This window comes from Xylanibacter ruminicola (assembly GCF_900107775.1).
Classification (GTDB): domain Bacteria; phylum Bacteroidota; class Bacteroidia; order Bacteroidales; family Bacteroidaceae; genus Prevotella; species Prevotella ruminicola_C.
Genome location: NZ_FNRF01000004.1, coordinates 265,567 through 287,383, shown reverse-complemented (window position 1 = coordinate 287,383; position 21,817 = coordinate 265,567). Strand labels below are relative to the sequence as shown.

Annotated in this window: 22 protein-coding genes; 20 read left to right on the top strand and 2 right to left on the bottom strand. The window is 40.0% G+C overall.

Annotated elements, in window-relative coordinates; translation table 11 throughout:
- Nucleotides 1-588 (bottom strand): nucleotide exchange factor GrpE, encoded by a 588-nt coding sequence (locus BLU97_RS11625; RefSeq protein ID WP_074761711.1) that lies wholly within the window; start codon nt 586-588, stop codon nt 1-3.
- 50 nt (nt 589-638) lie between these two features.
- Nucleotides 639-2,252, bottom strand: a complete 1,614-nt coding sequence (locus BLU97_RS11620; RefSeq protein WP_013064500.1) for an ABC-F family ATP-binding cassette domain-containing protein — start codon at nt 2,250-2,252, stop codon at nt 639-641.
- Between the two features lie 425 nt (nt 2,253-2,677).
- On the opposite strand from BLU97_RS11620, the gene BLU97_RS11615 reads away from it, so the two are divergent.
- From BLU97_RS11615 to BLU97_RS11520, 20 genes are all read left to right on the top strand, one after another.
- Nucleotides 2,678-3,502 (top strand): hypothetical protein, encoded by an 825-nt coding sequence (locus BLU97_RS11615; protein WP_139209016.1) that lies wholly within the window; start codon nt 2,678-2,680, stop codon nt 3,500-3,502.
- A gap of 14 nt (nt 3,503-3,516) precedes the next feature.
- Entirely contained in the window at nt 3,517-4,110 is a 594-nt protein-coding gene (locus BLU97_RS15860) for a hypothetical protein (RefSeq protein WP_139209015.1), read from the top strand.
- A gap of 509 nt (nt 4,111-4,619) precedes the next feature.
- Entirely contained in the window at nt 4,620-5,633 is a 1,014-nt protein-coding gene (galE, locus tag BLU97_RS11605; protein WP_074761708.1) for a UDP-glucose 4-epimerase GalE, read from the top strand.
- Nucleotides 5,634-5,788: 155 nt separating this feature from the next.
- The gene (locus BLU97_RS11600; RefSeq protein ID WP_074761707.1) at nt 5,789-7,234 is read left to right on the top strand and encodes an MBOAT family O-acyltransferase; all 1,446 of its coding nucleotides are present in this window, start codon (nt 5,789-5,791) and stop codon (nt 7,232-7,234) included.
- A gap of 1 nt (nt 7,235) precedes the next feature.
- Nucleotides 7,236-8,174 carry a hypothetical protein gene (locus tag BLU97_RS11595; RefSeq protein ID WP_074761706.1) on the top strand — a complete coding sequence of 313 codons (939 nt, stop codon included), beginning with the start codon at nt 7,236-7,238 and terminating at the stop codon, nt 8,172-8,174.
- A 19-nt stretch (nt 8,175-8,193) separates the two neighbouring features.
- A complete protein-coding gene (locus BLU97_RS11590) occupies nt 8,194-8,610 on the top strand; it encodes a sugar 3,4-ketoisomerase (RefSeq protein ID WP_074761841.1) in 417 nt (138 codons plus the stop codon).
- Nucleotides 8,597-9,019 (top strand): sugar 3,4-ketoisomerase, encoded by a 423-nt coding sequence (locus tag BLU97_RS11585; RefSeq protein WP_074761705.1) that lies wholly within the window; start codon nt 8,597-8,599, stop codon nt 9,017-9,019. Before BLU97_RS11590 ends, BLU97_RS11585 begins: the two co-directional genes overlap by 14 nt.
- Nucleotides 9,016-9,474 (top strand): acyltransferase, encoded by a 459-nt coding sequence (locus BLU97_RS11580; RefSeq protein WP_074761704.1) that lies wholly within the window; start codon nt 9,016-9,018, stop codon nt 9,472-9,474. The genes BLU97_RS11585 and BLU97_RS11580 overlap by 4 nt, the downstream gene beginning before the upstream one ends.
- Before the next feature lie 3 nt (nt 9,475-9,477).
- Complete coding sequence (locus tag BLU97_RS11575) at nt 9,478-10,605, top strand: DegT/DnrJ/EryC1/StrS family aminotransferase (protein ID WP_074761703.1); 1,128 nt, start codon at nt 9,478-9,480, stop codon at nt 10,603-10,605.
- The gene (locus BLU97_RS15700) at nt 10,602-11,168 is read left to right on the top strand and encodes an acyltransferase family protein (RefSeq protein ID WP_081353006.1); all 567 of its coding nucleotides are present in this window, start codon (nt 10,602-10,604) and stop codon (nt 11,166-11,168) included. Before BLU97_RS11575 ends, BLU97_RS15700 begins: the two co-directional genes overlap by 4 nt.
- Nucleotides 11,169-11,686: 518 nt before the next feature.
- Complete coding sequence (locus BLU97_RS11565) at nt 11,687-13,159, top strand: oligosaccharide flippase family protein (RefSeq protein WP_074761702.1); 1,473 nt, start codon at nt 11,687-11,689, stop codon at nt 13,157-13,159.
- Nucleotides 13,141-14,067, top strand: coding sequence for a glycosyltransferase (locus tag BLU97_RS11560; protein ID WP_074761701.1), 927 nt, complete (start codon nt 13,141-13,143; stop codon nt 14,065-14,067). The genes BLU97_RS11565 and BLU97_RS11560 overlap by 19 nt, the downstream gene beginning before the upstream one ends.
- A gap of 81 nt (nt 14,068-14,148) precedes the next feature.
- On the top strand, nt 14,149-15,120 hold the full coding sequence (locus tag BLU97_RS11555; RefSeq protein ID WP_074761700.1) for an acyltransferase family protein: 972 nt from the start codon (nt 14,149-14,151) through the stop codon (nt 15,118-15,120).
- Nucleotides 15,098-16,153 carry a glycosyltransferase family 2 protein gene (locus tag BLU97_RS11550; protein ID WP_074761699.1) on the top strand — a complete coding sequence of 352 codons (1,056 nt, stop codon included), beginning with the start codon at nt 15,098-15,100 and terminating at the stop codon, nt 16,151-16,153. The genes BLU97_RS11555 and BLU97_RS11550 overlap by 23 nt, the downstream gene beginning before the upstream one ends.
- Complete coding sequence (locus BLU97_RS16255; RefSeq protein WP_254771718.1) at nt 16,150-16,773, top strand: serine O-acetyltransferase; 624 nt, start codon at nt 16,150-16,152, stop codon at nt 16,771-16,773. The genes BLU97_RS11550 and BLU97_RS16255 overlap by 4 nt, the downstream gene beginning before the upstream one ends.
- Nucleotides 16,766-17,998 (top strand): glycosyltransferase, encoded by a 1,233-nt coding sequence (locus tag BLU97_RS11540; protein WP_074761698.1) that lies wholly within the window; start codon nt 16,766-16,768, stop codon nt 17,996-17,998. The genes BLU97_RS16255 and BLU97_RS11540 overlap by 8 nt, the downstream gene beginning before the upstream one ends.
- Before the next feature lie 23 nt (nt 17,999-18,021).
- Nucleotides 18,022-19,035, top strand: a complete 1,014-nt coding sequence (locus BLU97_RS11535) for an acyltransferase (protein WP_074761697.1) — start codon at nt 18,022-18,024, stop codon at nt 19,033-19,035.
- The gene (locus tag BLU97_RS11530; RefSeq protein WP_074761696.1) at nt 19,032-19,757 is read left to right on the top strand and encodes a glycosyltransferase family 32 protein; all 726 of its coding nucleotides are present in this window, start codon (nt 19,032-19,034) and stop codon (nt 19,755-19,757) included. Before BLU97_RS11535 ends, BLU97_RS11530 begins: the two co-directional genes overlap by 4 nt.
- A 12-nt stretch (nt 19,758-19,769) precedes the next feature.
- Nucleotides 19,770-20,855 (top strand): EpsG family protein, encoded by a 1,086-nt coding sequence (locus BLU97_RS11525; protein WP_074761695.1) that lies wholly within the window; start codon nt 19,770-19,772, stop codon nt 20,853-20,855.
- Between the two features lie 46 nt (nt 20,856-20,901).
- Nucleotides 20,902-21,816 carry a glycosyltransferase family 2 protein gene (locus BLU97_RS11520; protein WP_074761694.1) on the top strand — a complete coding sequence of 305 codons (915 nt, stop codon included), beginning with the start codon at nt 20,902-20,904 and terminating at the stop codon, nt 21,814-21,816.
- Nucleotide 21,817: the final 1 nt, after the last annotated feature.

The window sequence follows — 21,817 nt, the reverse complement described above, 5'->3', positions numbered from 1 at the left end:
TTATTGTCCAACTGCCACTTTGGCGTGGCGGATTACTTTGTCGTTCAGTTTATATCCCTCCTGCAGGCAGTCGATAACCTTACCTTTCTTGTCGTCGCCCATACCAGGAACCATCGCTACGGCCTCGTGCAGGTCGGTGTCAAAGTCGGCATCCTTGGTCTCAATCTTGCTAACGCCCTGACCTTCGAGAGTCTTTACGAACTTGTTGTAAATCAGTTCCACACCCTCGCGCAGTACCTGTGGGTCGTCGGTCTTGGCGCCATTGGCAATGGCACGCTCCATATCATCGAGTACAGGCAGAATGGCTGAGATGACCTTTTCGCCACCGTTCAGAATCAGTTCAGCACGCTCCTTCAGGGTGCGCTTGCGGTAATTCTCAAATTCGGCAGCCTTGTAGAGCAACTGTGTTTTCAGTTCCTCAATCTCCTGTTGGGCTTTTGTCAGAGGGTCAACCTCTTCTTCTTTAGCAGCCTCGTCGGCAGCAGCCTCCTGGTTCTCGGTTGCCTCTGCTGTCTCTTTTTCAGTGTCTTCAACGGGAGCCTCGTTCAGGTTCTCCTCGTTTTCGATGTTGATATCTTTTTCTGTCATAATAGCGTTGTTTAAAGTTTCTGCTTACTGCATAGCAAAATGCGTGCCAATTACACGTACATCTTCTCCTTCTGAGCCTTGATGGTCTCGTCGTAGATGTATTCGTCGTAAGTTGTCAGCTTATCGATGGTGCCCTTTGGAGTGAGCTCGATAATGCGGTCGGCCACAGTATTGATAAACTCATGGTCGTGCGATGCAAACAGAATGTTACCCTTAAAGTTAATCAGGTTGTTGTTGAATGCCTGAATACTTTCCAGATCCAAGTGGTTGGTTGGGGTATCCAGAATCAGACAGTTGGCATTCTTCAGCTGCATACGAGCAATCATACAACGCATCTTCTCACCTCCTGACAGTACGTTTACATGCTTCAGTACGTCCTCTTCCTTAAACAGCATTCGTCCCAGGAACGACTTCATGGTTACCTCGTTACCTGGTCCCCACTGGCTCAGCCAGTCAACCAGATTCATTTCGCTCTGGAAGAACTCGGTGTTATCCAATGGCAGATAGGCGGTGGTGATGGTAACACCCCACTTGTAGGTACCGGCATCGGCCTGACGGTTACCGTTGATAATCTCGAACAAGGCGGTCATAGCCTTTGGATTGTGCGAGAGGAATACGGTCTTCTGTCCCTTCTCGATGGTGAAGTTCACGTTGTCGAACAGTACTGTACCGTCGCTGTCAACAGCCTTCAGTCCCTCTACCTCCAGGATCTGTGTTCCAGGCTCACGCTCCATCTGGAAGATGATACCTGGGTATTTACGTGTTGATGGTGTAATCTCTTCTACATTCAGCTTCTCCAGCATCTTCTTACGCGATGTGGTCTGCTTTGATTTTGCTACGTTAGCCGAGAATCGACGGATAAACTCCTCCAGCTGCTTCTTCTTCTCCTCGGCCTTCATCTTTTGGTTCTGAGCCTGACGCAGAGCCAGCTGCGAACTCTCGTACCAGAACGAGTAGTTACCCGAGAACAGGGTTACCTTACCAAAGTCGATATCTACGGTCTGTGTAGAAACGGCATCCAGGAAGTGACGGTCGTGTGATACAACCAGCACGCACTGTTCCAGATTACTCAGGTATTCCTCTAACCACTGAACGGTGTCCAGGTCGAGGTCGTTGGTAGGCTCGTCGAGCAACAGGTTGTCGGGGTGTCCGAACAGAGCCTTTGCCAGCATCACACGTACCTTCTCGTTGTTCGAAATCTCGCTCATCTGCTTATAGTGCTGACTCTCGGCAACGCCCAGGTTCTGCAGCAGCTGTGCTGCCTCGCTTTCGGCCTCCCAGCCGTTCATCTCTGCAAAAGCCATCTCAAGGTCAGCGGCACGAACACCGTCTTCCTCGCTCATTTCGGGTTTTGCATACAGAGCCTCACGCTCTTTCATGTTTTCCCAAAGTGGCTGATGTCCCATCAGCACAGTGTTCATCACTGAAAACTCATCATACTTAAAGTGGTCCTGCTCCAGCACGCTCAGGCGCTCGCCTGGCTGCATCTCGATGGTACCCTTGTTGGCCTCGAGCTCGCCGCTGATGGCACGCAGAAGGGTTGACTTACCAGCACCGTTTGCGCCGATAATACCGTAAATGTTACCACTTGTAAACTTCAGGTTCACATCCTTGTAGAGAACCTTCTTTCCAAACTGGATTGCCAGATTTGTAACTGTAATCATCTTAACTTCTTAAACCTATTATATTATTTGGGCGGCAAAGTTATAAAAAAAATCCCGAAATACCAAGAAACAATAAAAAAAACGGCAATATTTGCAGGTTTTATTTGGCTCTTTCAAAAAATCATAGTACTTTTGCGCCCAAGTTCGCGCCGCAGACGTCCCTGAGAGGACGGTTAGGTGTGGGCAAATATTTATTGGAACAGCGTCATACAACGCCTTGTTTTTGGTGACTCGAACGTAGGAAATTCGAATACCCATAATCAGAAACATTGCAGAGTAGATGCTACGGGTGAGGTATAACTATCCCCGTTAGTGTGCAGAGGCCTAATCAGCCTCGAGCACACTTTACGGGTGTATTATATTCCCTCGGCGTGAGCGTCATTCTGTCTGTCTATTATGGAGGTTTCCTACGACCTGAGTTACAGATGGGCAGAAAGAGTTCACGCTTTTTTTGTGTTTTGCTGATTCCTGATGTTTCTGGTTTTGTGCCAGATTTTATGAGTATGAAAAAAGACTCGTCAGTAATTGAAAACCATGTCGAGACCCTAATTGCAAAAGAGGGGCCTTGCGGCGGAGCCGTAAAGAAAAATGCGGGTGTAATTCGTCGCCTTCGCAGCACTAAAGATGGTCGAGTTCGCCTCACGGTTACGGCAGCCAACGCTGAAAAAACTTTCGATCCTACCGCTTGGTATGTGGCTGAGGTGAAACGTTACTCAGAGCTGAAGTGCCGTGATATGCTCAATGCGCCAGGCAAGTTCGCCTTTCCAGTCGAGGCTTATGCTGCCACACAGGCCTTGTTGCTTCGAAGAATAGTTGCTACCGATGAACTTAAAGCTGTAAAAGAAAAGTTGATTATACACGGCAAGGTTTTTATTCGTGTTGCCGACAAATCCCATCGTATCGATTTGTTAAAGGGTTGTCCTTATCTCAAGTGTTTTGTTAAAGATGCCTCACTTAATCGTACGGTTAACGATTTTACCGATTTTGCCCGTGTACCCGATTTGCAGATTCAGCAACTTCGTCAACTATTATCATTGGCCGATGGACCTGTAGAGTATTGTGACGTGGTGCCTCAGCTACACGATAAAGTGAAAATTATCGGCGGGCAACTGTCTAAGGGCAAACTATTCAAGGATGTAAAAGGCGAGGTGACCATGACCTCTGGCCGTAAATACGCCACCGTCATTCTCGATGGCATCGGCTGTTTCAAGCTCCGCCTCCCCGCCAGCCATCTCGCCAAATATAAATAGTCATTTTTCTAAGTATGACTTACGACTACATAAAGTCTTTTTCCAAGTGTCATGCTGGCGATGCAATTACTGTCAGTTATAATGTCCCTTGCGACATTGCTCTCATTACCGAGCGCGACTTTCAGTTGACTGTGAATCGTGATGACGACAGTTTCTTGTTGCGAGTCAGTGCTGATGAGATAGACGAGTGCCATGCGTCGCTTGTGGTTCCCTTCGATGGCGACTGGCGTATGGTGGTTTTCTTGTATGATGAGATGGATGAGTGTCGCTTTGAGATAACCTGTAAGTATCAGCCAGTAGATATTCTGCAGTACAATGCCACTCATACCGACAGTAAGATTGTTTGTAAACAAGTTGGCACCCCAGCTCCTTGCAGCATTCAGGAGTGGAAGCATCAAACGGGCAATACCTTTAGTGGTAATATATCCTGTTGCTGCAGTTGCTTTCGAATGGTACCTTTAGCAGAATTCGAGTGTGTCAAGGTTTCTGTTACCTCAGAAAGGGGGGCTACAGCCTATTGTGCAACTCCCATCTGCCACCACTGTGCCACCAGTTCGGATCCCATCCATTTTCAGGTTCCAACTTCCACTCTTTCTCCATGCAAATAAATAACCCCTAAAATACCGTCAATTAATTCAAAACCCCTAATGAATTAATTCATTGCCCCTTTTGAATTAATTCACCGCATTTCGAGGCCTAAAGATTTACGATGAAAAATCAAATTGATTTTGAGGCAAAACTAACTTGGTTATGATTGCTAATCAACTTGTTTTTCGATGAAAACCAATAAGGAAAATATCCCTATCCCTTACACCCCTCTTACTATAGCCCCACCTCTCTTTAGAGAGAGGGTGGGGACTATATAGAGAGGGGGTTAAGAAGGGATGAGAATATTGCTTCAGAAGGCCCGATGCCGTGATTGATTCGCCGGCATGAAGTAAAACAACCTTGATAGGTTTGTGCTTTGTTAAATATTTTGGATGCATTTTTTTAATTATTACTGTTCATTTTAACCTCGCAAAGGTATGAAATTGTAATGAAACAACAAAATATTTGTCCTCGTGGGGACGCTTTAAATGATTTTTAACGTTTACGTCATTTTTCCATATTTACTTCAATGAACATACTTCTAACAGGCGGAGCCGGTTATATCGGTAGCCACACCATTATAGAATTAGATAAGGCTGGACACAGTGTGGTTGTGGTAGACAACCTTGTGAATAGTAACCCAGAATCTCTGCGACGCGTTGCAAAGATTATTGGAAATGAAATACCTTTCTATGAGGTTGACGTGCGAGATAAGGAAGCACTCTCTAAGGTTTTTGATGAAAATAAGTTTGATGCTGTTATTCATTTTGCAGGCCTTAAGGCTGTAGGTGAATCTGTAGCAAAACCTTTGGAGTACTATCACAACAACATGACAGGCACCTTCATCCTCTTGGATGTAATGCGCCAGCATCAGTGTAAGAACATCATTTTCAGTAGCTCTGCTACGGTATATGGCGATCCTGCAATAATACCTATCACCGAGGAATGTCCCAAGGGCCATTGCACCAATCCTTATGGTCAAACCAAGAGCATGCTCGAAGAGGTACTGATGGATGTGCAGAAAGCCGACCCAGAATGGAATGTGGTACTGTTGCGCTATTTCAACCCTATTGGTGCTCATCAGAGCGGCATGATAGGTGAGAACCCCAATGGCATACCCAATAACTTGATGCCATATATCACCCAGACAGCTGTTGGCATTCGTAAAGAGTTAGGAATCTTTGGAAATGACTACGATACCCCTGATGGTACAGGAGTACGTGATTATATCCACGTCTGCGATTTGGCCTCAGGTCATGTGGCAGCTTTAAAGGCCATCGATAATAAATGCGGCTTAGCTATATATAATCTTGGTACAGGTCATGGCTATAGCGTACTTGACGTTGTAAATGCTTTTATGAAAGTTAACGGTGTTAATGTACCATATGTTATCAAGCCACGCAGACCAGGAGATATTGCTACCTGCTATTGCAATCCAGCAAAAGCTAAAGCAGAACTTGGCTGGGAGGCCAAATTTGGCATTGAGGACATGTGCCGAGATAGTTGGAATTGGCAGAAGAATAATCCAAATGGATATAATTAAAATCTATTCTTATGACTTTCGTATGAAAGTAGTTTTGTTAACATGTTTCGGTTCCCGTATTAATGAGAAGTCAGTGTTTATGTCAAACCATATGCTTAAAAATCAATACGGTCGGTGATGACACTCGTAATTGATATGTGCTCAAATAGATAACAATGCTTTTCAATTCAATAGAATTTCTACTATTTCTTCCGATTGTCTTTACCCTTTATTGGGGAGTATTTGGAAGGAACTTGCGCTGGCAGAATGCATTTATCGTATTAGCGAGCTATGTTTTCTACGGATGGTGGGATTGGCGATTTCTTATTCTTATCGCCTTTACCTCTTTCTGTAGCTGGAGTAGTGGCTTGCTGATAGACAGGACTAACAATGATGGAAAGATACGGTTAGCCAAATTTTTTCTTTGGTCAAATATAGTAATAAACCTGTTGATTCTTGGAGCCTTTAAGTATTATAATTTCTTTGTCCAGAGTTTTGTTGATTTATTTGCATCTTTTGGTGTGATGCTCCATTCTTCTACGCTCAAGCTCATACTTCCAGTTGGTATTAGCTTCTATACCTTTCAGGCACTTAGCTATAGTATTGACGTGTATAAGAAAAAGATTGAGGCTACAAGAGATGCCGTGGCATTTTTTGCCTATGTCAGCTTCTTTCCGCAGTTGGTCGCTGGTCCTATAGAGAGAGCTACTAATCTGCTCCCGCAAATCCTTAGGCCCCGTGTGTTCAAGTATGATGAGGCCGTTGATGGATGCCGTCAAATCCTATGGGGTTTTTTCAAGAAAGTATTAATTGCAGATAATTGTGCAGTATATGTGGATATGGTTTTTCCCGACTATATAAATTACTCAGCAAGTACCTTATTGTTTGGCGCACTGATGTTTACTTTTCAGATCTATGGTGACTTCTCCGGCTATTCAGATATTGCCATCGGTACAGCAAAGTTGTTTGGCATTCGGCTAAAGAGAAATTTCAACGTTCCTTATCTGTCCAGAAATGTGGCTGAGTTCTGGAAACGTTGGCACATCTCGCTCAATACATGGTTCGTGGATTACCTCTATATACCACTTGGGGGGGGCAGAAATGGGAAATGGAAGAAGATCCGCAATACCATTATCATCTTCCTGACAAGTGGACTTTGGCATGGAGCAAACTGGACTTATGTGGTTTGGGGCGCTTACCATGCCCTCTTATTCGTGCCATTGATTCTTACCGGCGATAATAAAAAGTTCACAGGTGTTGTGGCAGAAGGAAAGAAATTCCCATCCTTGAAAGAAGTCCTCCAGATAGGCACAACATTCATACTTGTTGTCATTGGTTGGATTATTTTTAGAGCATCGGATATTCATCAGGCTATTGGGTATATCATTAGATTGTTTGACAGCTCTATGCTTTCAATCCCTTTCGATTTTCTGACATTGATAAAACTTCTGATATTCTGCACTTTGTTAGCTGTCATTGAGTGGTTCCAACGTGAGAAAGAACACGGTCTCGACATTTCTATCAAATCACCAATATTGAGGTTTCTCATCTACTTCTTGGTGTTCTTCATTACGATAGCAGGAGCAGGTAACCCAGCAACATTTATATATTTCCAATTCTGAGATGAAACAATTCATTATTAAATTAGCCATTTATGCAGGCATAATCTTGGTAGTCTTTACTGTTGCTGATATATTTCTTTCTCAGAGATTAAGGCAATCAAATATCATTGAATTCCAAGCATGGAACAATATCTATAATCAGGAGTTAAGAAATGATGTGGTCATAATGGGCTCTTCACGTGCCTTTGTACATTTCAACCCACGGATTATAGACAGCGTGTTAAATGTTAATTCTTATAACTTAGGCTACAACGCTTCTAGGGTCAATCGCCAGGTTGAGCGTTATTATGCCTATTGTCGTATTCAGAACTGGGAGCCAAACACCATCATTTATAGTATTGACTATGGTACGATTGCTGGTATAACAACAAATTTTGAGAAGGAACAGTTCTACCCGTATTTCTTCACGGATCGTGAATTAATGGAGGCTTTTGATAAGTATCAGCATTTTTCACTACTTGATAAATATGTTCCCTTTTGGCGTTATTGTACCTGCTTCTTGGATTTTCATGTTTATGATGTCCTAACCAATCCTGAAGAGAAAGAACCATTTTATAAAGGTTTTAAAAATAACCGTATGAAATATGAGGATGATTTAGTGCTCAGTGGTGATTCGTTGGAGTTTACTTATACCGAAGAGGCTCTGACGATTTTTAAGGCTTATATTCAGGATATGCATGTGAAAGGAAAAAATGTAATCTTTGTTTATAGTCCGGTCTGTACAGAATTCTTGCAAAAGTTTAAGGGGATAGGAAGGATGTATCAAATATATGGTGAGATTGCCGCTGACTACAATATTCCGATACTGGATTATACGCATGAATCCATTTGTAATGATACCTTATACTTTTACAATGCAGCACATTTAAATAAAAGAGGTGCAGATATCTTTACACTGCAATTGTCAAATGATATTAAGCGAATGAATTTATTAAACTAATATGCTAATAGATAATACAATGAATTTGATACTACCTAAAATTATCCAACTCCCCAAGTTCCTCGATTCCCGTGGTAACCTTTCTTTTGTGGAGCAATTGAACCATATACCGTTTGTAATACGACGAACATATTGGCTATATGATGTGCCTGGAGGAGAGTGTCGTGGAGGTCATGCATACCGTGAGAATCAAGAGTTTATCGTAGCTCTTTCGGGTAGCTTTGACGTTGTGATAGATGATGGTCTAGAGAAAAAGATATTTACGCTAAACAGATCTTATTATGGATTGTATGTCCCCCAAGGACTGTGGCGTGAGATGGAAAACTTTTCGACCAATTCGTTAGCAATGGTTCTTTCCTCGACGGAGTATGATATAGATGACTATATTCGGGACTATGATGAATTCTTAATACTGAAGAAAGATGGCAAGATATAGTGTTTATGATTGTACGATGATTGAGCTTGACAAGCATCATAGTGACCGTAAAGGCAATATTTCTGTTGTTCAGAACGGTGACACAGTTCCATTTGATGTCAGAAGAGTGTATTACCTTTATGATGTGCCTGGAGGTGAGAGCCGTGGCTCTCATGCCCATAAGGAATTGAGTCAGCTGATTATCGCTGCAAGTGGTTCTTTCCGTGTGACCCTTGATGATGGTAAGGTGAAGCGTAGTTTTATGCTGAATCGTCCCTATCAGGCTTTGTATGTCAAACCAGGTGTCTGGCGAGACCTGGATGATTTTTCTTCTGGAGCTGTATGCTTGGTTTTGGCCTCTGAAGTTTATCAAGCAGAGGACTATATTCGTGATTATGATGAATTCTTAAACTATAGGAAACAAAAATGATACACCCTTTATCCGACTGCCAGAATAAGTGTATCCCTGATAACTCGAATATCTGGCAATATTGTGTTGTTTTACCTGGAGCACAGATTGGCGAGAATGTAAATATCTGTTCGCATTGTTTTGTTGAGAACGATGTGAAGATAGGTAATAATGTCACTATCAAGTGTGGCGTTCAAATCTGGGATGGCATTGAGTTGGAAGACAATGTAATGATAGGTAGCAATGTTACCTTTACTAACGACATGTATCCGCGTTCGAAGAATAAAACTTGGACGATGCTTAGAACAAAAGTTTGTCGTGGAGCTACTATTGGTGCTGGCTCTACCATTCTGCCTGGCATAACGATAGGAGAGGGTGCTATGGTAGGTGCTGGTTCTGTCGTAACTAAAGACGTGCCTGCTAGAGAATTGTGGATTGGGAATCCCGCTAAGTTTTATAAAATAGTAGATTTTTAAGATATGAATATCCCATTTTTGTCACTCAAAGATGTTACTGCTCTTCATGGTGCAGAAATCAACGAGGCCGTAACCCGCGTGGTGAATAACGGTTGGTATCTCCAAGGTAAGGAGAACGAGAAGTTTGAGGCAGACTATGCACAGTTTATTGGAACAAAATATTGCGTAGGTTGCGCTAATGGTCTGGATGCCCTCATTTGGATCTTCCGTGCATACGTTGAGATGGGCGTGATGAAGCCGGGTGATGAGGTGATTGTACCAGCAAATACCTATATCGCCACCATTCTGGCAATCACTGAGAATGGTCTGAGACCTGTACTTGTAGAGCCTAAGCTTAATACGTTGGAGATAGATGATAATCTTATTGAGGGCGCCATTACGCCTAAGACTAAGGCCATTGCTATTGTTCACCTGTATGGGCGAAATGCGTATACCTACAAGATTGGTGCTTTATGTAAGAAGTACAATTTGAAACTGGTTGAAGACAATGCTCAGGCTCATGGCTGTAAGCATACAGATGGTCGCGTTACTGGTAGCATTGGTGATGCCGCAGGCCATAGCTTCTATCCTGGCAAGAATCTTGGTGCTCTTGGCGATGGTGGTGCTGTGACTACTAACGACCCTGAACTGGCAGCTGCTGTTCGTGCATTGGCTAATTATGGAAGCCAGAAAAAGTATGTATTCAAGTATGCTGGTCGTAACAGCCGTTTGGATGAGATTCAGGCTGCTGTACTGGATGTAAAATTGAAGTATCTAATTGAGGATAACAGGCATCGTAAGGAGGTTGCTCACCGCTACTATGAATGTATTAATAATCCACTGATAACTCTACCTGATCTGTTGCCCGATGAACAGAATGCGTATCACCTGTTCCCAATCATCGTGAAAGGTAAGGAGAATCGCGATAGCCTTCATGATCATCTCGAAGAGAATGGTGTGGGTACGGTATGCCATTATCCCATTGCCCCCCATAAGCAGGAGTGCTATGCAAAGGAAGCATGGAACGTTCCACTGTTGAGCCTGCCCATTACAGAGCAATTGGCTGATGAGGAGCTGAGCCTGCCGATTGGTCCTTCTATCACGATGGACGAAGTAGATTTTGTTATTGGACTGATAAATCGTTTCAAATGAACAAACAACAAACTCCAAGGAAAGAACGGAATGTGGGGCTTGATTTGCTTCGCATTTCTTTGGCGTTGCTGATATTCATGTTTCATTCCAATATGCATTTCGATTGCCATTACGGAGTGTTTGATCACTTTGCAAGATATGGTGCTATTGCTATGACGGGATTCTTTATGCTATCTGGCTATGCGCTTAGCTTATCGAGCAAAGTAATCTTGACGGATATCGGTAGTCTTAAGAACTTCCTGTTGAAACGGTTTATAAGCATTTATCCGCTTTACTACTTTGTCGCATTAGCTTTTATCATATTGCTTGGAAGTGAATCATTTCAGTCTTTAGCCTTATTATTCCCGTTCGAGGCATTAGGGCTTCAGTCATGCTTTACCTCATTGAGTAAGATATCTCATAATGGAGGAACTTGGTTTATATCATGTCTGACTATATGTTATCTATTATACCCATTATTACAATGGATAATAATAAGGTTAAAAGTTAAAGAGAAGGTAATACTGGGGGGGGGTATTTTTATTCCTTTTATTTCTTGCACCACTTGTCCAACGTCATTTTAATGTTGCAAGTATTTATGACAATCCGTTTTTTCGGGCAATGGAATTTTCATTGGGTATCATAGCCGCATCAGTAAATAATGATATGCTTAAGAATAATATTACGTATATCCTCCGCAGTAAGGAAATTTTAGTGATGGTAATTTTTTTTCTAATTTTAGGGATAAGTGTAGCTGATTTTTATCTAACCGGATTTCGTGATTTTATGTTGATGAACTGGATGGCTTTACCTTGTTTTATTATGATATTCTTGATTCTGGGAAACGTGCGGTTTGACACAGTCGGAGAAAATCGTTTAGTTTCTTACTCCAGTGCGTTGAGCTATGCATTCTTTCTTTCACAGTTTTTCGTTTGGTCTATAAGCTATCATATCATAAACAATTGGATAGGCATAGACAATAATATTATGCGCATAATTGTTTCATTTGTAATTTGTGTAAACATTTCAATTTTTTTGCATGAATGTGTTGAGAAACCATCATCTAAATATCTTAAAGATCAATTATTAAAGTAGAGTAATAATGTCTTCACAGTATCAAAGCATACTTAAAGCTACATCAATCTTTGGAGGCACACAATTCATACAGATTCTGGTTGGACTGGTGCGCTCCAAATTTGTCGCTCTACTCATAGGGACAGTTGGAATGGGCTTGAATTCCATTTATACTTCTTCTCTGTGGGTTTTCATTACGATATTTGGGATGGGTGTCAATATGAGTGTAGTAAAGGATTTGAGTAATGCTTACGAGCAAAATGACTGGCAAAGGTATGCCATTATAACGATAGCCTTTCGACGTCTTTTATTTGTTCTAAGTATTGCAGGTACAGTTTTTGTCATGTTGTTTTCTCCATTGCTTAGTGAATGGTCATTTGGCGATAGAAAACACGTTTTTTCTTTCTGTGCTTTATCTTTTTTACTTTTCTTCACCCTTCTTTCGCAGGGAAATACGGCAGTACTGGTATCCTCTCGACGCATCAAATCGGTTGCAACTTGTACTTTGATTGGTTCCATTGTCTCTCTGCTTGTCTCTATACCCTTCTTTTATTTTATGAGATTGGAAGGAGTTGTGCCTGGCATTGTATTCTCTGCAATGGGAAATTATGTTGTGACTTATATCTTTGCCAGAAAGGTTGAGATGGTAAAAGTTTTTCAATCTATGAAGGAGTGGTGGAGTCTTTCATGGCCTCTAATAACTCTTGGCTTTGCAATGGTTGTTTCTTCGTTGCTGGCTAGCCTTGTTAATTATCTAATAAATCTATCTATCACTCGTTATGGTTCCTTGTCCGATTTGGGGCTATATGGTGCAGGCTTTGCTATTACGATTCAGACTCTAACAATGGTCTTTGCTTCCATGGGAAGTGACTATTTTCCTCGTCTTTCGGGAGTAATGAATGATAAGGTTCGTATGAATCAGACCATGAACGAACAGACTGAAGTTGTTCTTTTGCTATCGGTGCCAATATTGTTAGTGTTTATGTTATTCTCACCATTAGTTGTTCGTATCCTGCTTAGTGAGGAGTTTCTTCCTGTTACGAGTTTCGTCCGTGTGCTATGCCTTGGGATGTTGCTTCGTGCGGCAAGTTATGCTTTAGGTTATGCGTCGTTTGCAAAAGGTGACAGAAAGGTTTATTTTTTATTGGAGGGAGTATATGGAAATTTCTCTAACTTGATGTTTTCTGTAATAATGTATTATTTATGGGGGCTGTCAGGTCTGGCATGGTCCTTTGTATGTCATTTTTTTCTTTACTACATTGTAGTAAGAGTGGTTGACTCCAAAAGGTATGGATATCAGGCTTCTAATAGTGTTAACAAATTGATACTATTATCCGTATTGCTAATGTGCCTATTCTTGGTAATATCTTACTTGTTGCCCAAAGTATGGTATTATTCCATTGGCAGTGTTGCAACAATGGTTGTGTGTGTGTGTTTTTTAAAATCATTAAATGATAAAACAGGTTTTGTAAACGCAATATTATGTCGAATCAAGAAATAAAAAAGCCTTTAGTCACGGTTTGTATAGTTACTTACAACTCGTCCGAGTTTATTGTCGAGGCTCTTGATAGTGTTTTTGAGCAGACCTATCAAAATATAGAACTGATTGTTTCTGATGATTGCTCGAAGGACAATACTGTGGAAGTGTGCAAGAAGTGGATGTCGGAACATGCTAATCGTTTTGCCCATGCAGAAGTTGTTACATCATCGAATAATACGGGTGTGTCTGCAAATAGTAATAGAGGTATTAGAAAGGGAACAGGCGAATATATCAAGTTATTAGCTGGTGATGACAAATTGTTACCCAATTGCCTTGAGGATAATGTTAACTATATGCTCGAGCATAAAAATACTGATTTGTTGTTTTCAGATATGAAGGTGTTTGGACAGGGACAGGACGGGACAAACATCATTAGTCCTGCCGTCTTTTTTCATTATTTTACAAAAAAACAATTCAAATTGTGGAATCTCGTTTATTCTGGTCTGCCAGCACCTGCATGCTTTATGCGTCGTGAAGTCTATAATCGTTTGGGTGGGTATGACGAGACGATTGCATTTATGGAAGATAAACCTTTCTGGGTAAAAGCAATATGGGCAGGCTGCTCTCTTCAATATACAAATGTTACAACAGTACAATATAGGGTAAATCCTAATGCTTTGTCTCAGACCAGGAAGTCATCTAATTACCATAAAATGACGGAGAGCAGGATTATCGCTTCAAAGTATTTCCTCTCCCAAATGAGAGATATTAGCTGGATGCTTTGGCTATATGGAAAATCGCGATATGATAAGGAGTTCTATCCTTCCATAAAGACGTACGCATTATACTCCCTTAGATTCACTAATCCCTATTATTACTATCTAAAATACCTTTTGTACAAGCAAATATTCTTTCAGAAATTCAAATAAGGGAGGCTACTGATGAAGTCCTAATCCCGGAGAAATATGTTAATGAGGTAAATAAAAAGACCAGGTTATTGCAAGAGTGATATGATGAAAAATAAAAAGCTGGAAGGCTTGCGTGGTTTGTTGATGCTTTGGATAGTACTATTCCATTACACAACAATGTACAATGTATATGTTGATCGCCCAATACAGTTCCCAATTGAATTTAATAATGGTAATGTGGTTGGAGTTACTATGTTCTTTGTTATTGCAGGATATCTTATGGTGGGCAAGATTCTTACTGGTGGAGCCGTCTTTTCTACCTTTATAAATCGGTATTGGCGGTTATATAAAAGCTATATACTTGCAATCATCATAATAGTGGGGTGGATGCTCATTATGCCACTTCCTGGTAGAGTGGTTTCATTATCAGTAATCCTTTGTAACATGGCATTTATCAGTCATCCTGGAATCTCATACGTTGATGGCGCACATTGGTATATTGCTGTGTTAGTTGAAATACAGTTGTTATTATCGCTTTCTAATGTTGTTCAAAATGCTGAAAGACGACTTGTGATAGTCGTTGTAACATTTTTTTTTATATTGGTTGCATTGATGAGTTATGCTCTTTTTGTCAGTTCTCTTCCTTTAGAGGCTTATTGGTTTAGCTATGGTCTGCAGGGGGTGGTGTTAGGAATCTGTCTTAGGTGCTTTGAACGTAATATGTTATTTAAGATAATTGCTTTAGTTTTGTCGCTATGGCTTGTTCACCTTAATTATCTTTATTTCGTTTATCTTGCTATATTTATATTGGCTGTTTATCCATTTAAAAGCAAGGCAGAACAGATAATTGATAAATTACTTGGAAACCCATTTTTTGTGTATGTTGGAGGAGTTTCTTATGCTTGGTATCTTGTTCATCAAAATATAGGTTATAGTCTTATGTATTATTTTGTTCCTACAGGAATTCATAATATGCTGTGGTTATTCATCCCCGTAAGTATTACCTTTTTGTTAGCGATAATGATAGATCGCGCTACGAAAAAACTTATGAATGTCAAAAGAAAACATGGTTAGTATCATTGTTGGAATATTTAATGTGTCACGTTTCCTTAGGGAAAAGTCTCTGAGTTGCATATTTGGTCAGACCTATAACGATTGGGAACTCATCCTCGTGGACGATGGCTCAACGGATGATTCTGGCCAATTGTGTGACGAGCTGGCTTCTTCAGATGAACGTATTAAGGTTGTCCATAAAGAAAATGGCGGATTGGGTAGTGCTCGAAATGTAGGACTCGATGCTGCACAAGGCGATTACGTATGGTTCTATGATGTGGATGATGAGGCTAAGCCCAATCTGTTGGAATATAGTGTGCAGCAAATGGAGAGCCATGAACTCGATATGCTGCAATTTAGCTTTCGGGCGATTACACCTTCGTTGGGAGTACAGGAGGATGTTCATCTGAATGAGCGTATGATAGAAGGGCAGAAACAGTTACGGGATGCGTTCTTGGATGATATTCTATTTGTTAGAAATGGTAATGGGTTCGCATGGAATAAGTTCTATCGCCGCTCATTTCTTGAAAAGAACAGATTATGTTTTGAGAACCAACAGATACAACAGGACGAGGTTTTTAATCTAAAGTGCTATCATTACATTGAAAGATTGTATCTGTCACCTGTTATTTTATATGACTATTACATATATAATACGGGTAATAATCGTTCTCGCTTTATTTCAAATCGTTTTGATATTTACGTGAGTATCAGAGAGCACTTTGAAACATTGCGTAAAGATTGGTCAATAAATAATTCAAGATTCGAAAATTATCTCCAACTGCGTTTTTATGGATGTGTTGACCAGTCCCTTCGTTTTAATATGCTACACCCGGATTGCCCATGGAATCGTAGAAAAAAGAAAGGAGAAATGGAGAGGGTGCTTAATCATAAGTACACTATAGAAGCAATAGAATGGGCGAGAGAGAACGTGGAAGGTTTTGAGAATAACATTTATTTGAATGCCTATAGGAAAAGGTCGATTGGCTTATTGTCTTTTGCTTCGACTTTTTTTTCTGGACTTAGGAAGGTGAAACATAGTGTATTAAGATGATGGAAACAGAAACATATACATTACGAACAGGCGAGACAATTACCATACCTATACCTGTGTGCTATGCTGATTGTATAGAATTGATAAGGAGCGACTACTATCGCTATTTCGGTCATGTTAGCTCTTTTGGGAAGATGATTCTCAAAACATTCTCATCACCCCCCTTCGCATTGACCTTTTGGTTGCGATTGGCTCAAATAAGAGGCTATTGGTATTGGTTTGCTAAAATTATGCATCGCCATTACTCAGTGAAATATTCAATGCAGGTTTATCCTAGTATGAAGATTGGTTACGGATTTTGTTTGCAACACTCTATTTGTGTTGTTATCAATCCGGCTACTATAATAGGCAACAATGTGAACGTCAGCCAGTTTACGCAGATTGGAACTAGTAAAGAAAAAGCTGCCATTATTGGAGACAATGTTAGCTTATCTCCCATGATATCGTTAGTCAATGATGTGCATATAGGAAGTAACAGTACAGTGGGCACAGGAGCAGTTGTAACTCATGATGTCCCTTCCAAAGCTACAGTTGTAGGTGTACCTGCAAAGGTATTGCATTATAATAACCCTGGCCATTTTGTGGGGAATAGGTGGCCTTTACCTGTAAACAATGAGTAAGAAGAAAAGGATATTCATCTCCATGCACTATATGGAGATAGGAGGTGCAGAAATAAGCCTAATAGGTTTATTGCAGGCTATCGATTATTCACTATATGATGTAGATTTATTCATCCATTCTCATCAAGGTGAATTGATGCAATTTATACCTAAAGAGGTAAACTTGCTGCCTGAAATAAAAAGTTATTCGTACATTGAGAGGCCCTTAACTGATGCGCTACGCAATGGCGAATGGAAAATTGTATATGGCCGTTTAATGGCAAAATGGCAATTTGTAGGATATCTGAAAAGAAAAAATCCAAAAGATGGTTCTGCCGCCTTGCAGTATGTGGCAAGAAATATTGAGCCTTATCTGACGAGTCTATACGACTATGGCGAATATGACTTGGCTGTTAGTTTCTTGCATCCGCATAACTATGTGCTGAGTAAGGTGAAGGCAAAGAAAAAGATCTGCTGGATACATACAGACTATTCGACGATAGATGTCGATACCGAACTGGAATTGCCTATCTGGTTAGGGTATGATCATATTATGAGTATATCCTCAGAAGCATCAAAGGCATTCTTGAAGGTGTTCCCATCATTATCTTCAAAAGTAATGATAATGGAAAATATCCTTTCTCCTAGGTTTGTTTTGGGACGTTCAGAGTTGATGTTACAAAGCGAGGTGGAAAAAGAAATGCCTCGTGAAGATAATTTAGTTCGATTACTCTCTGTTGGACGTTTCAGTGAAGCAAAAAACTATGACAATGTTCCAGATATTTGCAAACGTGTTAACGCTTTGCTATTTGATCTCAATACTTCATTATCAGTAAAATGGTATATCATTGGATATGGTGACGAGTCATTGATTCACCAGAAGATTGCTGAGTCCGGAATGGAAAAAAACGTGATTATTCTTGGTAAACGTTCAAATCCTTATCCATATATCAAAGCCTGTGACATTTATGTGCAGCCATCGCGTTATGAAGGCAAAAGCGTGACGGTACGCGAAGCTCAGATGCTTGGTAAGCCAGTTGCGGTTACTAATTATGCAACAGCAGCATCTCAGATAAAGGATGGTGTGGACGGTTGTATTGTTCCGATGGATAACGAGGGGTGTGCAAGGGGGCTGGCAGAGTTTATCCTCGACAAGGAGTTGCAAAATGATATTGTTGATTATCTCCAAACTCATGATTACGGGAATGAGAGTGAAATAGAGAAACTATATAAATTGATACCGTAGTAACGGAAACGAAGACAGAAACGATGGTAAAAAGAATTGTTTATCTTGACATTATAAGGGCGGTGGCATGTTGTATGATAGTGCTAATGCATGCCCCTCATGCATCAGTGCCAGGATACGTACAAGTACCCCTATATTTCCTGACGGCTGCAGGAATTGGGCTTTTCTTCATGGTGAGTGGTGCTCTATTATTGCCTGTAAAGATGGAGACAGGTGCTTTTCTAAAGCGAAGAATGGGGAAAATAGTTGGCCCTTTACTGTTTTGGACGCTATTTTATATAGGTGTAAATTTGTTGATGGGAGAAATGACTGTACATGAAATTCCGCTAGCAGTATTGTCTATTCCATTCTCAGCTCAAGGTCATGGAGTATTGTGGTTTATGTATACATTGGCTGGACTATATCTTTTATCACCCATTATCTCTGCTTTTCTGGTAAAAGCAAGTAGACTAGAAATAAGGTTCTATCTGCTATTGTGGGTTGTTACTTTATGTTTACCGCTCCTATCACTGATTTTAGATGTCAATAGTACAACAACAGGAGTTCTATACTATTTCACTGGGTATGTCGGCTATTTTGTCTTAGGCTATTACTTGCATAAATACAAAGCCAATATCAGACCATTCATATTGGTTGTAATGATTGTGATACCGCTTATATTACTATTCATCCATAGGTATTATGGTTTTAATGGAGATTTCTATGATTTGTTCTGGTATTTAAGTATTACGGTAGCAACTTTGTGCATTGCATGGTTTACAGGAGTGCAAAAGGTGACTGGATATTTTCAAATTCATGAAAATCGTTTGTTGACAGAGTTCAGTAAAGCTTGCTTTGGTATATACCTGATGCACATCTTTGTGATGCGAAGATTTTTGTGGAATATTGATTTTTTGACTTATGGACTAGGATGGGTAGGACAGTTGTTGACGTCTTGGTTGTTTACATTGATAATCAGTTTTGTGTTGACTTGGTTAATCTCTTATCTTCCCTTTTCTGATTATATTATTGGATTTACAAATAGAAAGAAAAAATGATCCCAAAAGTAATTCACTATTGTTGGTTCGGGCGAAATCCATTGCCTGTGTCAGCACAGAAATGTATTGCATCGTGGAAGAAGTATCTTCCTGATTACGAAATAAAGGAATGGAATGAGGACAACTTTGATGTGAATATCATTCCATATACCAAGGAGGCATACGAGGCGAAAAAGTATGCTTTTGTGAGTGACTATGCCAGGTTTTGGATATTGTATCATTATGGGGGCGTGTACTTTGACACAGATGTGGAGGTGATAAAGCCTATGAATGCAATCCTAGATAGGGGGGCATTCTTAGGTATTGAGCAAGGAGCATCCCTTAATGGAGCACCTATGGTGGCGCCTGGTTTGGGTATGGGTGCTCAAAAGGGACAAATTTTTTATAAGGATATGCTCGATCATTACGCTTCCTTACCTTTTCTTCTTGATGACGGCACGTTGAACACAGCTACAATAGTTGAATATACAACATACAAGTTATATGAAATGGGGATGGATAACTCCTTGGAACTTCAACATGTCGGAGATGTTTGGATATATCCTGCAGATGTTTTCTGTCCGATGGATTCAACAACAGGAATTGTAAGGATTACGGATAATACTGTTTCGATACACCATTATGATTCGTCCTGGATGGACAGAAACACTTTGCGTTTTAAACTACATCTATTGAAAAATTTTATTAACCAATCTCTTTTTCGTATAGGGATATTAAAATAAATTTATTTGTATATGTCTGCAGAAAGTTATTCATATGTTTATATAGGATTGGTAATAATCTTAACCCTTATAGCAGGGGGGAAAATACTTTCTATCAAGAACTCATTTGGGCTGATAAAAACGAATGTAACTCTACCAATTGTCCATATAGTCTTGATATTTTTGATATTCTTTTTAGGCTTTAGACCTATTCATCCAATTTTTGGAGATACAGTCATTTATAGAAATTTATACAATATTCCTACAGCATTCGAAGATGACTGGCTGTTCGGAGTGTTCCAAAGATTTTCGTCGCAATACTTTGATGTCAGTGTTTTTTTCTTTTTGATCACTGTCGGATACATTGTTCCTATTTGGGCTTCATGTAAGAGAATGACAAAAAAAAATACAGATATTCTTCTGGTCTTTTCTATAAGTGCCATGTCTTTTTATGTTTATGCAGTTAATGGTATTAGAAATGGTCTTGCTTGTAGCATCTTATTATGGGCATTAACCTATATAATAGGAAACAAGAAAGATAAACTGTTTTTCATTTTATTGTCGATTATTGCTATAGGACTTCATAAATCTACTTTTTTACCTTTTGTATGTGCAGTCTTTGCTTATTACTATCGTAAAACACATGTAATGTTTTATTTTTGGTTTGTATCTATAGTTATTTCTTTGATAGGTGGAAATTCTATTGGATCTTTCTTTGGAACTTTGGGCTTTGATGACAGAATGGCAAATAATACAAGTGAGGAGTCAATTGCAGAATACGCCCATTTCTTTAGTAGCATAGGGTTTCGATGGGATTTCTTGCTCTATAGCTTTATGCCTATTTTGTTAGGTTGGTATACCGTTTTTAAACGACGCTATATGGATGAAACATATTATATTTTGTTGTCTACATATATTTATGCCAATTCTTTTTGGGTAATGGTAATATACGCCGTGAGCTCAAATCGCTTTGCCTATCTCTCCTGGTTTTTGTATCCCATTGTATTAGCATATCCATTATTAAAGTTTCCTGTTTTCAAAAAGAATCATAATCAGAAAACTGTTTTAATATTGTTTGGGCACTTGCTTTTTACAATATTGATGACGAATTTCTACTAAAATGTAGTAATTATGTTAGATAATTTTTTGATATATACAAATTTCAATGAATAAAGACAGTATAATTACAGTATTTACGTGCACTTATAATCGTGCAAATACGATAGGTAGAACTTACGAAAGCCTTTGTAGACAGACAAGTAAGAACTTTAAATGGCTTGTCGTTGACGATGGCTCTACTGACAACACCCGTGATTTGGTGGAAGGGTGGAGGAAAATAGAGAATGGTTTTGAAATACAGTACGCTTACAAAGAGAATGGAGGCCTTCATACGGGCTATAATAAGGCTATAGAATTGATGGATACGGAGCTATGTGTTTGTATAGACTCGGATGACTGGATGCCGGATGATGCGGTAGAGAAAATATTGTCTGTATGGAAAGATCGAGGTTCCGATAAGTATGCCGGTATTATTGGTTTGGATTGTTCAGAAAAAGGATTACCAATAGGAGGCCTATTTCCAGAGGACTTGAAGACTGCTCATATTGTGCATCTGCCTAAATGGCATCAGGGGGATGTGAAAATGGTACATCGTACAGAACTTCTGAAGAAAGTGGCACCGATGGAAGTGTTCCCCGGGGAGAAGTTTTTCAATCCTATTTATTTGTTCATTAAAGTAGATATGATGTTGCCTATGCTGATAGTTAATGATGTTTTCTGCATTGTTGATTATCAGGATGCTAATAATAGTATGTCCAAGAATATTGTATATCAGTATTATCAAAGCCCTAATAGTTTCAAAGAGTTGAGGCGCTTACATATGGGGAATCCCATTGAATCATATAAGTATCGTTTGCGACATGCAGTGCATTATGTGTCATCATGTATCATGACCAAGGATGAGAGATGGTTGAAAAAGTCGCCGATGCCCCTTGCTACACTACTAGTAGCTCCGCTCGGATATATGCTATACCTGCATATTAAAAGGGTTGTGTCTCATAAAAATAACTCATATAAGTAGT

What these genes read in the sequence shown, in the direction of transcription:
- BLU97_RS11600 (WP_074761707.1), top strand. Translation starts at nt 5,789, where the DNA reads ATGCTTTTCAATTCAATAGAATTTCTACTATTTCTTCCGATTGTCTTT.
- BLU97_RS11565 (WP_074761702.1), top strand. Translation starts at nt 11,687, where the DNA reads ATGTCTTCACAGTATCAAAGCATACTTAAAGCTACATCAATCTTTGGA.
- BLU97_RS11560 (WP_074761701.1), top strand. Translation starts at nt 13,141, where the DNA reads ATGTCGAATCAAGAAATAAAAAAGCCTTTAGTCACGGTTTGTATAGTT.
- BLU97_RS11520 (WP_074761694.1), top strand. Translation starts at nt 20,902, where the DNA reads ATGAATAAAGACAGTATAATTACAGTATTTACGTGCACTTATAATCGT.
- BLU97_RS11575 (WP_074761703.1), top strand. Translation starts at nt 9,478, where the DNA reads ATGAATATCCCATTTTTGTCACTCAAAGATGTTACTGCTCTTCATGGT.
- BLU97_RS11535 (WP_074761697.1), top strand. Translation starts at nt 18,022, where the DNA reads ATGGTAAAAAGAATTGTTTATCTTGACATTATAAGGGCGGTGGCATGT.
- BLU97_RS11625 (WP_074761711.1), bottom strand. Translation starts at nt 588, where the DNA reads ATGACAGAAAAAGATATCAACATCGAAAACGAGGAGAACCTGAACGAG.
- BLU97_RS15860 (WP_139209015.1), top strand. Translation starts at nt 3,517, where the DNA reads ATGACTTACGACTACATAAAGTCTTTTTCCAAGTGTCATGCTGGCGAT.
- BLU97_RS11620 (WP_013064500.1), bottom strand. Translation starts at nt 2,252, where the DNA reads ATGATTACAGTTACAAATCTGGCAATCCAGTTTGGAAAGAAGGTTCTC.
- BLU97_RS15700 (WP_081353006.1), top strand. Translation starts at nt 10,602, where the DNA reads ATGAACAAACAACAAACTCCAAGGAAAGAACGGAATGTGGGGCTTGAT.
- BLU97_RS11540 (WP_074761698.1), top strand. Translation starts at nt 16,766, where the DNA reads ATGAGTAAGAAGAAAAGGATATTCATCTCCATGCACTATATGGAGATA.
- galE (WP_074761708.1), top strand. Translation starts at nt 4,620, where the DNA reads ATGAACATACTTCTAACAGGCGGAGCCGGTTATATCGGTAGCCACACC.
- BLU97_RS11530 (WP_074761696.1), top strand. Translation starts at nt 19,032, where the DNA reads ATGATCCCAAAAGTAATTCACTATTGTTGGTTCGGGCGAAATCCATTG.
- BLU97_RS11580 (WP_074761704.1), top strand. Translation starts at nt 9,016, where the DNA reads ATGATACACCCTTTATCCGACTGCCAGAATAAGTGTATCCCTGATAAC.
- BLU97_RS11595 (WP_074761706.1), top strand. Translation starts at nt 7,236, where the DNA reads ATGAAACAATTCATTATTAAATTAGCCATTTATGCAGGCATAATCTTG.
- BLU97_RS11615 (WP_139209016.1), top strand. Translation starts at nt 2,678, where the DNA reads ATGGGCAGAAAGAGTTCACGCTTTTTTTGTGTTTTGCTGATTCCTGAT.
- BLU97_RS11555 (WP_074761700.1), top strand. Translation starts at nt 14,149, where the DNA reads ATGATGAAAAATAAAAAGCTGGAAGGCTTGCGTGGTTTGTTGATGCTT.
- BLU97_RS16255 (WP_254771718.1), top strand. Translation starts at nt 16,150, where the DNA reads ATGATGGAAACAGAAACATATACATTACGAACAGGCGAGACAATTACC.
- BLU97_RS11525 (WP_074761695.1), top strand. Translation starts at nt 19,770, where the DNA reads ATGTCTGCAGAAAGTTATTCATATGTTTATATAGGATTGGTAATAATC.
- BLU97_RS11550 (WP_074761699.1), top strand. Translation starts at nt 15,098, where the DNA reads ATGTCAAAAGAAAACATGGTTAGTATCATTGTTGGAATATTTAATGTG.
- BLU97_RS11585 (WP_074761705.1), top strand. Translation starts at nt 8,597, where the DNA reads ATGGCAAGATATAGTGTTTATGATTGTACGATGATTGAGCTTGACAAG.
- BLU97_RS11590 (WP_074761841.1), top strand. Translation starts at nt 8,194, where the DNA reads ATGAATTTGATACTACCTAAAATTATCCAACTCCCCAAGTTCCTCGAT.